The sequence below is a fragment of the Flavobacterium artemisiae genome (assembly GCF_042678225.1).
Classification (GTDB): domain Bacteria; phylum Bacteroidota; class Bacteroidia; order Flavobacteriales; family Flavobacteriaceae; genus Flavobacterium; species Flavobacterium artemisiae.
The window spans coordinates 197944-209846 of record NZ_JBHUDZ010000007.1 but is presented as its reverse complement, the minus strand read 5'-3'; the positions used below and the strand labels follow the sequence as shown (position 1 = coordinate 209846).

10 protein-coding genes are annotated in these 11903 nt (G+C 33.1%); 5 read left to right on the top strand and 5 right to left on the bottom strand.

Annotated elements, in window-relative coordinates:
* Nucleotides 1-55: 55 nt before the first annotated feature.
* From ACFSC2_RS06120 to tsaD, 4 genes are all read right to left on the bottom strand, one after another.
* Nucleotides 56-553, bottom strand: a complete 498-nt coding sequence (locus ACFSC2_RS06120; protein ID WP_379816525.1) for a TrmH family RNA methyltransferase — start codon at nt 551-553, stop codon at nt 56-58.
* 10 nt (nt 554-563) lie between these two features.
* Nucleotides 564-1202 (bottom strand): DUF4159 domain-containing protein, encoded by a 639-nt coding sequence (locus tag ACFSC2_RS06115; RefSeq protein ID WP_379816524.1) that lies wholly within the window; start codon nt 1200-1202, stop codon nt 564-566.
* 133 nt (nt 1203-1335) lie between these two features.
* Entirely contained in the window at nt 1336-2040 is a 705-nt protein-coding gene (locus ACFSC2_RS06110; RefSeq protein ID WP_379816523.1) for a 16S rRNA (uracil(1498)-N(3))-methyltransferase, read from the bottom strand.
* 3 nt (nt 2041-2043) lie between these two features.
* The gene (gene tsaD, locus ACFSC2_RS06105; protein ID WP_379816522.1) at nt 2044-3066 is read right to left on the bottom strand and encodes a tRNA (adenosine(37)-N6)-threonylcarbamoyltransferase complex transferase subunit TsaD; all 1023 of its coding nucleotides are present in this window, start codon (nt 3064-3066) and stop codon (nt 2044-2046) included.
* A 195-nt stretch (nt 3067-3261) separates the two neighbouring features.
* Between tsaD and ACFSC2_RS06100 the strand changes: the two genes are divergently transcribed.
* The 5 genes from ACFSC2_RS06100 to ACFSC2_RS06080 all read left to right on the top strand — a co-directional run bounded on the left by ACFSC2_RS06100 (nt 3262) and on the right by ACFSC2_RS06080 (nt 11536).
* Nucleotides 3262-7785, top strand: a complete 4524-nt coding sequence (locus ACFSC2_RS06100) for a translocation/assembly module TamB domain-containing protein (protein WP_379816520.1) — start codon at nt 3262-3264, stop codon at nt 7783-7785.
* Between the two features lie 309 nt (nt 7786-8094).
* On the top strand, nt 8095-9081 hold the full coding sequence (gene pfkA, locus ACFSC2_RS06095; protein ID WP_379816519.1) for a 6-phosphofructokinase: 987 nt from the start codon (nt 8095-8097) through the stop codon (nt 9079-9081).
* An 89-nt stretch (nt 9082-9170) separates the two neighbouring features.
* Nucleotides 9171-10175 carry a type I glyceraldehyde-3-phosphate dehydrogenase gene (gene gap, locus ACFSC2_RS06090; protein ID WP_379816518.1) on the top strand — a complete coding sequence of 335 codons (1005 nt, stop codon included), beginning with the start codon at nt 9171-9173 and terminating at the stop codon, nt 10173-10175.
* 124 nt (nt 10176-10299) lie between these two features.
* Complete coding sequence (locus tag ACFSC2_RS06085) at nt 10300-11151, top strand: N-acetylglucosamine kinase (RefSeq protein ID WP_379816517.1); 852 nt, start codon at nt 10300-10302, stop codon at nt 11149-11151.
* A gap of 10 nt (nt 11152-11161) precedes the next feature.
* Entirely contained in the window at nt 11162-11536 is a 375-nt protein-coding gene (locus ACFSC2_RS06080) for a methylglyoxal synthase (RefSeq protein ID WP_091493358.1), read from the top strand.
* Here the strand turns inward: ACFSC2_RS06080 and ACFSC2_RS06075 are convergent.
* A complete protein-coding gene (locus tag ACFSC2_RS06075; protein ID WP_379816516.1) occupies nt 11517-11897 on the bottom strand; it encodes a RidA family protein in 381 nt (126 codons plus the stop codon). The two genes, ACFSC2_RS06080 and ACFSC2_RS06075, sit on opposite strands and share 20 nt — an antisense overlap.
* Nucleotides 11898-11903: the final 6 nt, after the last annotated feature.

The following is an 11903-nucleotide window of genomic DNA, read 5'->3' as shown; positions in this document are numbered from 1 at the left end:
TTGTTTTTTAGAAGTTTGTTAACATTCTTGTTGAAGGAAAGCTCAACAAAATAGGCTAAAAGGAAGTAATTTCATAAAGTGCAATACTTGCCGCTTGAACGACATTCATGCTGCTGTTTTTACCAAACATGTTAATGTGGACAATTTGATTGGAAATTTCTAAAAGTTCATTTGAAACTCCGTTTATTTCACTTCCAATTAAAAGCGCAATTTTTTTGTTTTCAGGAATAATAACTTCTTTCAACGGTTTACTGTTTGAAGCAATTTCTAATGCAATAATTTCAAAATTATTGGTAGAAAGATAGGAGTGAAGTTCGTTGTAATCTTCAATTACAGAATGTGCAACATGAAGATGTGTGCTTCTGGAAGTTTTGTTGATTTTGCGAGGTGTCAGCGGAATGTCTTTTCCAAAAAAAATAATGTTTTCTACTCCAAAAGCTTCAGAAATTCTGAATAAAGAACCAATATTCTGTTGAAAGTAAATATGATCACAAACTAAGGTAATCGGAAAAGTTTTTCTCTCAAATTGATTTTCTTCGTGAGTAAGCTGCACTATTTTAAGTTTAATTGGTAAAAATATAATTAATGATGTTTGCGCCCATTTTTAAGGCTTTGTCTCTAACATTTGCAGGATCATTATGTACTTCTGCATCTTCCCAGCCGTCGCCCAAATCACATTCGTAAGTGTAAAGCAATACTAATTTATTGTCTATAAAAATTCCGAAAGCCTGCGGACGCGTTCCGTCGTGTTCGTGAATTTTTGGTAATCCGTTTGGAAAAGGAAAAGGCTTTTGAAAAATAGGGTGATTTGCAGGAATCTCAACTAAATTATTATTCGGAAATATCTTTTTGATTTCTTTTCGAATAAACTGATCCATTCCGTAATTATCATCAATATGGAGAAAACCGCCTGCAGTTAAGTAATTTCTAAGATTGGTAACGTCAGAATCGCTGAAAACAACATTTCCGTGTCCAGTCATGTGTACAAAAGGATACGAAAGTAAATCTGGATTACTTGGCTCAACTGTAGAAGGTTTTGCTTTTATTCTGGTGTTAATATTGCTGTTGCAAAAACTAATTAAATTTGGCAATGAAGTTGGATTGGCATACCAATCGCCGCCGCCACTGTATTTAAGCAAAGCAATTTCTTGCGAGAAAGAAGAAACAGAAATCAGTAGTAATAAGTAAAAATATCTTTTCATTTATCGTTTGTTTTTGTCATTTCGACGAAGGAGAAATCACATTAGAAAATCCTCATGGTTTGTCGCCAATCTTTGTCAAATCGAGTGTGATTTCTCCTTCGTCGAAATGACAAACTTTGCTTATTAGTTTAATTTATTCATTAAAGAAAACAACACTATGACAAGCCACAACAGCTGCGGTTTCTGTTCTCAATCGTGTATTTCCTAATGTTACAGGCTTATAATTGTTCTCCAATGCCAATGCAATTTCTTTTTCCGAAAAATCACCTTCTGGACCAATTAAGATGATAACATCTTCATTTGGTTTTAAAACCTCTTTCAAAGATTTTTTATCGGTTTCTTCGCAATGCGCAATAAGGCTTAAACCTTGATTTTTTTGTTTGATGAATTCTTTAAACGAAGTGGCATCATTTAATTTTGGAAGAAATGTTTCGTTGCATTGTTTCATAGCCGAAAGAATGATTTTTTCGAAACGCTCTCTGTTAATTACCTTTCGTTCAGAACGATCACAAAAAATTGGCGTTATTTCCTGAATTCCTATTTCGGTTGCTTTTTCGAGAAACCATTCAAAACGATCGTTCATTTTGGTAGGAGCAACTGCTAAATGTAAGTTGAATTTAGGTTTTTCGGCATTTGTAATCGAAAGTACTTCAACAATACATTTATTATCAGAGGCTAAAGTGATTTGGGTTTCGAATAACAGTCCGAAACCATTTGTAACGTGTAAAATATCAGAATCTTTCTTTCGTAAAACTTTGATGATATGACGACTTTCTTCTTTATCAAAAGAAAAGCTCTCTGTTGTTTCGTCTATGTTTGGATTAAAAAATAACTGCATAATTTAAAATTCAATTCGGGCTTTAGAAACTACCGAAGCATTTTCAAAACGATTGGATAAATATTTTTGATAACCTACAATTCCGATCATGGCTGCGTTATCGGTTGTATATTCAAATTTCGGTATAAAGGTTTTCCAGCCGTATTTACTTTCGGCTTCTTTTAATGTTGTTCGAATTCCAGAGTTTGCAGAAACCCCGCCGCCAATTGCAATCTGAGTAATGCCGGTTTCTTTAACGGCTAATTTTAATTTATCCATCAAAATTTCTATAATAGTATGCTGTATAGAAGCGCAAATATCATTTAAATTTTCTTCAATGAAATTAGGATTTGCTTGTTTGTTTTTTTGAATGAAATAAAGAATTGCGGTTTTTAAACCAGAAAAACTAAAGTCTAATCCTGGAACTTTAGGTTTTGTAAAAGGAAAAGCTTTCGGATTTCCTTCTTTTGCATATTTATCTATTAACGGTCCGCCGGGATAAGGCAGTCCAAGAATCTTAGCACTTTTATCAAAAGCTTCTCCAACAGCGTCATCAGTCGTTTCTCCGATGATTTCCATATCAAAAAAACTGTTCACTTTTACGATTTGTGTATGACCGCCGCTTATGGTTAAAGCTAAAAACGGAAATTTAGGTTTGTCATATCCTTCTTCATCAATAAAATGAGCTAAAATATGTGCATGCATATGGTTAACAGCAATTAACGGAACATTTAGAGCTAGTGATAATGATTTGCTAAAAGAAGTTCCAACCAATAAAGAGCCCATTAGTCCAGGTCCCTGCGTAAAAGCGATGGCACTTAACTGTTCTTTTTGTACATTTGCTTTGCGAAGTGCAGCATCTATAACGGGTACAATATTCTGCTGATGAGCTCTAGAAGCTAGTTCTGGAACAACACCGCCGTATTGATTATGAATTAACTGATTGGCCACAACATTTGATAATACTTTGTCGTTATGTAAAACCGCGGCAGCAGTATCATCGCATGAACTTTCGATGGCAAGAATAAAAACCTCTGAATTTTGCATATAAAGGCACAAATTTTGAATTATATTTGACAAGTCAAATCTTTAGAAATATCTTTGATAGAAGCAGTGCCCAAAATTAAAGAATTTTTATCAAAAACAGTCGTTCTTTGTCTGTTCAAAATAAATTAAAAGAAAACTAAAATTAAAACAGCTATCAAAAAAGTAAAGAAAATAATATCTCGAACCCTAATTGGGTTGCTTTTACTTTTGCTGGCACTTGCTATCATATTGTCACTTCCTGTGGTTCAAACCCAGATTGCCAATTATGTTACCGATTCTTTAAATAAAGATTTTAATGTTGATATTACGGTAGAAAAAACGGCTATCAATATTTTTGGCGGTGTAAAACTTAAAAATGTATTAATTCGCGATCATCACAAAAAAACGTTGATCTATTCGGATATTATTACAACAGATATTGCCAGCTTCAGCAGACTTCTAGACGGCGATTTGATTTTTGGCGACATTCGTTTGACAGGTTTGATTTTTAACCTAAAAACCTATAAAGGCGAGAACGAAAATAATATGAATAAGTTTGTCAAAGCTTTTGAATCAGATCAAAAAGCAAAAAAATCAGACAAACATTTTTTATTGACAGCAAGAAACGCTTATATCGAGAAAGGAAGATTTTCTGTAATTGATGAAAATAAAACGACTCCTAAATTTTTAGATTTCACTAAATTAAATGCTTACATCAGTGATTTTAAGATTTATGGGCCAGAAGTAAATACCAATATTCATCGATTTTCTTTTCAGGATCATCGCGGTTTGTATGTTTCAAATTTTGCAGGGAAATTTAGTTATACTAAAAAACAGATTAAAGTTGAGAACCTTGCCATTAAAACCAAAAGATCTTCTATTTACGGTTTGGCAGAATTGAATTATAAAGTAAATGATTTTCTTCATTTTACAGATAAAGTCCGCTTTAATGTCGTAATGGATTCCGCTTCTATTGCTTCTAATGATATTCGCTATTTCTATGATGGTTTAGGGAAAAATCAGCATTTTAAAATCAAAACAAGGCTTTCTGGTCCGCTTAATGATTTAACGCTTAATAAATTGAGATTAAGCGATAGAAATGGTTCTAAAATTAACGGAACAATTAATTTTAAAAACCTTGTTGGAACTAAAGAACAAAAGTTCTTTATGGACGGGAAATTTGATAAACTTATTTCGAGTTATGATAATTTGGTGGTGCTTCTTCCTGGAATTCTAGGACGAAAACTTCCAAAAGAAATGAAACGAATCGGGAAGTTTAATATCGTTGGTAAAGCCAAAGTTTCGGTAACAGCTTTAGAAACGTCTTTTAAAATAGGAACCGATTTAGGAAACGGTCAGGTAGAACTTCATATGAACAATATGGATTTTATTGACAAAGCGTCTTATTCGGGAAATATTGTTTTGGACAACTTTAATATAGGCGCTGTCTTGGCCCGAAAAGATCTCGGCAAAACAACACTTAACCTAGATGTTGACGGAGTTGGTTTTACAGAAAAGTATTTGAATACGATTATTAAAGGGGATATTGCAAAATTAGATTATAATAAATACACCTATAATAATATAGTAGTAAACGGAAACTTTAAGCTTCCTTATTATAAAGGACAAATTGCGATCAACGATCCAAACCTAAATCTTACTTTTGATGGTTTGGTAGATTTAAGCAAGCGCGAAAATCGATATGATTTCCATATTAATGTTGAAAACTCCGATCTTAGAAAATTAAAATTTGTCTCCGATTCTATTTCTCGTTTTACGGGAGATGCTGTAGTACAAGTTACAGGAAATTCTATAGAGAATCTTCAAGGAGCTATTTTTATTAAAGATGCTGTTTATCAAAACCCAAAATCGACTTATGTTTTTGATCAAGTTTCTATTAACTCCAATTTTGATGAAAACAAACTAAGAACAATAACCATAAATTCGTCTGATGTAGTCGACGGAAAAATCGTTGGTAAATTCAGGTTTGATCAATTAGATAAATTGGTTATGAATTCTGTTGGTAGTTTGTACACCAATTATAAACCTTATAAAGTTAAAAAGGGGCAGTTTCTGCGCTTTAATTTTCATGTTTATGATAAAGTGGTCGAAATGCTTTATCCAGAAATTAATATTGATTCGTCAACAGTTGTTAGAGGTAAAATAGATTCAGATTTACAGGAGTTTAAATTCCGTTTTAGATCTCAAAAAATTACGGCAGCCAGAAATACTTTTGATAATATCCGTATTAATATCGACAACAAAAACGCACTTTATAATGCATATGTTGAATTAGATAGTATAAAAACACCTTATTATAAGGTACGTGATTTTAATTTAATTAATGTTACGGCAAAAGATACGCTGTTTGTACGTTCAGAGTTTAAAGGCGGGGACAAAGGCGAAGATTATTTTAATCTCGATTTGTATCATACAATAGATAAAAACAAAAACAATATTGTCGGAATCAAAAAGTCTGAAATGAAGTTTAAAGACTATTTATGGTATTTAAATGAAAATGCAGAAAAAGACAATCAAATTGTTTTTGATCAGTATTTTAAGAATTTCACATTTGATAATATTGTTCTTTCACACGAAAATCAAAAGATTGATTTAAACGGTGTTGTAAAAGGCAGTGATTATAAAGATCTCGTTCTGACCTTTGAGGATGTTGATATTAATAAAATTACACCATTCAATTCCAAATTTGTTTTCAATGGTAATTTGAACGGAAATGTCAATTACAAACAGAATAAGAATGTTTATCAGCCCACGGCTTCTATAAAAATAGACCATCTTAATTTGAATAAAACCGAATTAGGAACGTTGAATTTTGATATTGCGGGTGATGAAAGTTTTAGGAAATTTACAGTTAATTCATCTATTCAAAATGGTTTTGCAGAATCTTTTAGAGCAAACGGAACATTCGCAGTAGAAAATAAAGAAACTATCATGGATATGAGTTTGAAGCTTGAAGGCTTTAATCTTGCTACTCTTGGTACTATAGGTGGCGATGTTCTGTCGAATATCCGTGGTTCGGTTTCGGGTAATGCCGCTGTTGTAGGTAATTTGAAAAAACCAGAAATCAACGGAAGATTGTATGTTGAAAAGGCAGGAATGACAATTCCATATCTTAATGTAGATTACGAATTAAGTGATCGCACCGTTATTGATTTAACAAATGAAAAGTTTTTGTTTAGAAATAATCAGCTTACCGATACTAAATACGGTACAAAAGGTTTGCTGAACGGAAGTATTGAGCATCATAACTTTGGGGATTGGAAATTAGATTTAAATATCACTTCTAAACGATTGCTGGCGCTTGATACAAAAGACAGCGAAGATGCAGCGTATTTTGGTACTGCCTTTATTAATGGTTCTGCAAGTATTAGAGGTCCTGTAGACGGTCTTTTTATAAAAGTAGATGCAAAATCGGAGAAAGGTACAGAAGTTAAAATTCCGATCAATAATACACAAAGTGTTGGAGAAAGCAGCTGGATTCATTTTGTTACGCCAAAAGAAAAATATAATCTAGCGAACGGAATTGTAGAGAAGACCAAAAATTATAATGGTCTTGAACTTGAATTTGATTTTGATATTACTCCAGATGCCGAAGTAGAGGTTATTCTTGATCGAAATTCGGGTCACGGTATGAAAGGAAAAGGATACGGATCGCTTTTGTTTAAAATCAATACGCTTGGTAAATTTAATATGTGGGGAGATTTCCAGGCATACGAAGGAACCTATAATTTTAAATACGGAGGTTTAATTGATAAAAAATTCTCGGTTAAAAAAGGAGGTTCTATTATTTGGGAAGGAAACCCGATGCGTGCGCAGCTGAATTTGGAAGCCGTTTATAAAACAAATGCCAATCCTGCCGTTCTTTTAGATAATACCTCTTCATTCAATAAAAAAGTACCTGTAGAAGTTGTCATCGGTTTAAGAGGAGATTTAGCAAGTCCAGAACCTAATTTTGATATTCAGTTTCCATCTGTAAGTAATGTTTTAAAGTCGGAAATTCAATATAAATTAGATGATAAAGATATTCGTCAGACACAAGCCTTGTATTTATTGTCTACAGGTTCGTTTATGAGTACCGACGGATTCAGTCAGGGAGATTTCTCCGGGACATTATCAGAAACGGTTTCTAGTTTGTTCGGAGGTTTAGTAAAATCAGAAAATGATAAAGTAAACGTCGATTTTACGTATAGTGCAGCCGACCGAAGAATGGGGCAGGAAGCCGACGGACGTTTTCAAGCTAATATTTCGTCTCAGATTAATGAAAGAATTACAATCAACGGTAAATTAGGAGTTCCTGTTGGAGGCGTAAATGAATCAGCTATTGTTGGTGATATTGAAGTTCTGTATCGTGTAAACGAAGACGGAACGATGAATCTTCGTTTGTTTAATAAAGAAAATGATGTTAGTTATATAGGTCAGGGAATTGGTTATACACAGGGAGTTGGTATTTCGTACGAAGTCGATTTTGATACTTTCAGTGAATTAGTCAATAAGATTTTTAAAAGTAATAAAATAGAAAAAGCGACAAAAAGCTCATCTGACGATCTGCCGGATTCTTATCTAAATCCTGATTTTGTAAATTTCACCAGTAAGAAAGAAGCTGAGAAAAACAAAAAGAAAGCCAAGGAAGAGGAAGAGAAAAAGAAAAAAGAAGAAGAAAAGAAGAAAAAACAAGAACCAAATAATAATCAAGGACTTATACCAGATAATGATTATTAACAGTTTGTTAAAAATAGACATTTATAAAACCATTATTCTCATAATGGTTTTTTTTGTGCTAAATTTAGGCGCACTTTAAGATTTTTCCAAGTGAGCGGGAAAATCTGATTTTTATAACACTTCATTAGGGTATTGTTAATTTTGATGATTTAATCAAAAAAATAGCGTTTTATTATTTTTAATGAAATTTTTTCCTAGAAAAAACTTATTAACGAAAACGTTTGAATTTAACATATTTTATTAATTTATGATAATAGCAGCCTGAGAAGTGCTGAATGTTTGCTAATTTTACACTTTAATACTTAAATAATGCCAAAAACAATAAAAAAAGTAGGTGTTCTTACCTCGGGAGGAGATTCACCTGGAATGAATGCTGCAATTAGATCTGTTGTTCGAACTTGCGCATACCATAATATAGAATGCATCGGAATTTATAGAGGTTACCAAGGAATGATTGAAGGAGACTTCAAAGAAATGGGACCTAGAAGTGTAAATAATATTGTGAATAAAGGTGGTACAATCTTAAAATCGGCACGCTCAGTTGATTTTAGAACCCCTGAAGGAAGAAAAAAAGCTCACGAGAATCTTTTAAAAGCCGGAATTGATGCTTTGGTTGTTATTGGTGGTGATGGAAGTTTTACCGGAGGATTGATTTTTAATTCAGAATATGATTTTCCAGTAATGGGAATCCCTGGTACAATTGATAATGATATTTATGGTACAAGTTTTACTTTAGGGTATGACACCGCTTTAAATACAGTTGTAGATTGTATTGATAAAATTCGTGATACAGCAAGTTCTCACAACCGTCTGTTTTTTGTAGAGGTTATGGGTAGAGATGCGGGTCACATTGCTCTAAACGCCGGAATTGGTGCTGGAGCTGAAGAAATCCTTATTCCTGAAGAAGATTTAGGTTTAGACCGATTATTAGATTCACTTCAAAAAAGTAAAGCTTCAGGAAAATCATCAAGTATTGTAGTTATTGCAGAAGGTGATAAAATTGGAAAAAACGTGTTCGAATTAAAAGATTACGTTGAAGCTAATTTACCTGAGTATGACGTAAGAGTTTCTGTTTTAGGACACATGCAGCGTGGTGGTTCTCCATCTTGTTTTGATCGTGTATTGGCTAGCCGTTTAGGAGTAAAAGCAGTTGAGTCTTTAATAGAAGGAAAATCAAATTATATGGTAGGACTTCAAGCAGATAAAATAGTTTTAACTCCGTTGGAGCAGGCTATCAAAGGAAAATCAGAAATTGATAGAGAATTATTAAAAGTGGCAGACATAATGTCAACATAATATAAAAGTTTAAAAAGAAGAGAAGTTTATTGTGAGGAAATTAGACTTTGAAAATAGTGTAATAAAAACAAAAACAAAAATTTAGTAAAATGTCAAAAGTAAAATTAGGAATAAACGGATTTGGACGTATCGGAAGAATCGTTTTTAGAGAGTCTTTCAATAGAGATAATGTAGAAGTTGTTGCAATCAACGACTTATTAGATGTAGATCACCTAGCTTATTTATTAAAATATGATTCAGTTCACGGTCGTTTTGACGGAACTGTAGAAGTTAAAGAAGGAAAATTGTATGTAAACGGAAGAAACATCCGTATCACTGCAGAAAGAAATCCTGCTGACTTAAAATGGAACGAAGTTGATGTAGATGTAGTAGCTGAATGTACTGGTATCTTCACAACTGTTGAAACTGCAAATGAGCACATTAAAGGTGGTGCTAAAAAAGTAATCATTTCTGCTCCATCTGCAGATGCTCCAATGTTTGTAATGGGAGTAAACCACGAAACTGCAAAAGCTTCTGATTTAGTTGTTTCTAACGCTTCTTGTACTACAAACTGTTTAGCGCCTTTAGCTAAAGTTATCAATGATAACTTCGGAATCGTTGAAGCTTTAATGACTACTGTTCACGCTACAACTTCAACTCAAATGACTGCTGACGGACCTTCTAGAAAAGACTGGAGAGGTGGACGTGCAGCAGCAATCAATATTATTCCTTCTTCTACAGGAGCTGCAAAAGCAGTTGGAAAAGTTATTCCTGAATTGAATGGAAAATTAACTGGTATGGCGTTCCGTGTTCCTACGGCTGACGTTTCTACTGTGGATTTAACTGTAAAAGTAGCTAAAGAAACTTCTTATGAAGAAATTATGGCTGTCTTGAAAAAAGCATCTGAAAACGAATTAAAAGGTATCTTAGGATATACTGAAGATGCTGTAGTTTCTCAAGATTTCATTTCTGATAAAAGAACTTCTATCATTGATGCTACTGCTGGAATTGGATTAAATTCTACTTTCTTCAAATTAGTTTCTTGGTACGATAATGAGTACGGATACTCAAGCAAATTGATCGATTTATCTGTGCATATCGCAGGTTTAAAATAATATTTTATATTTTTACAAAATCCCGTTATCATCAAAGTAACGGGATTTTCTTATTTTGTTATGTCTTTAATTAATGTAAAAAACACACTTATTGAAGAAAAACTAATCCAAAAACAAAAATAAAATGAAATTAATAGTTGATAGTGGATCTACTAAAGCCGATTGGATTGCAATTGATGATAATGGAAAAGTATTATTCACGACACAAACATTAGGGTTAAATCCTGAAATTCTTGACGGTCCAGAAGTTATTGCTAGAATTAGCGACCGTTTTGATATTTTACAAAACAAAAACAATGCAACACATTTGTTCTTTTACGGAGCAGGTTGCGGAACGGAAAGAATGCAAAAAGCGTTAACAGAAATCTTTAGAGATTTTTTTGTAAATGCTATTGTTGAAGTTCATGAAGATACATATGCGGCAGTTTATGCAACAACTCCAAAAGGAGAAGAAGCAATTGTAAGTATCTTAGGAACAGGTTCTAACTGCAGTTATTTTGATGGAAAAGTATTGCATCAAAAAGTACAGTCTTTAGGTTATATAGCTATGGATGACTGCAGCGGAAATGTTTTCGGAAAAGAATTGATCAGAAAATATTACTTCAATAAAATGCCGAAAGAATTGGCTGTAGAATTTGAAAAAGAGTACAATTTAGATGCTGATTTTATCAAAAATAAATTATACAAAGAGCCAAATCCAAATGCTTATTTAGCAACATTTGCTAAGTTTTTAATTAAGCACAAAGACACAGAATTCTGTAGAAAAATCATTTTCAAAGGAATGAAATCTTTCGTAAAGAACTACATCAAACAATTTGATAATTGTAAAGAAGTGCCGGTTCACTTTGTAGGTTCTATTGCTTTTTATTTAAAAGACGAATTACAAGAAACATTTAATAAATATGAACTTCAATTAGGAAACGTTTTAAGAAGACCTATTGATGGATTAATTGCATATCATGTCGCTAATCAATAGTTCTGGTTTTATGGAAATTGCCATTATTGCTCATGATGGAAAAAAGGCTGATTTAATTGATTTTTTAATTAAAAATGAAGCCATTTTGCATAATGAAAAAATAAGATTAATTGGTACAGGGACAACCGGAGGAAAAGCCGAGGCTGCGGGATTTAAAACCCAAAGAATGCTTTCTGGTCCGCTGGGCGGAGATGCGCAGATTGCAGGAAGAGTAGCAGAAGGAATTACTCAAATGGTTTTCTTTTTTAAAGATCCTCTATCGAGCCATCCGCATGAAGCAGATATTAATATGCTGATTCGTGTTTGTGATGTACATAATGTGCCGCTGGCAACCAATGAAGCAACGGCACAATTATTATTAGATGCTATTGCACAGCAATTATAGAAATTTCTACATTAACATTTTTTGGCAGACAAGCCACTTGAACCGTTTCACGAGCTGGAGCGGTTTTTTCGTTAAAATACGAACCGTAAATAGCGTTTATAGCACCAAAGTTATTCATATCCATAATGAAGATAGTAGCTTTAACCACGTTTTCAAAAGTCATATTTGCAGCTTCTAATATCGCAGCAATATTTTCCATTACTTGTTTAGTTTCATCGTTGATGTTGTCTGTAACAAGTTCTCCAGAAGCAGGATTAATAGCAATTTGTCCAGAAGCATAAAGCGTGTTTCCAGATAAAACAGCTTGGTTATAAGGTCCGATTGGAGCTGGTGCTTTTTCGGTAAAAATGATTTTTTTCATAATAAT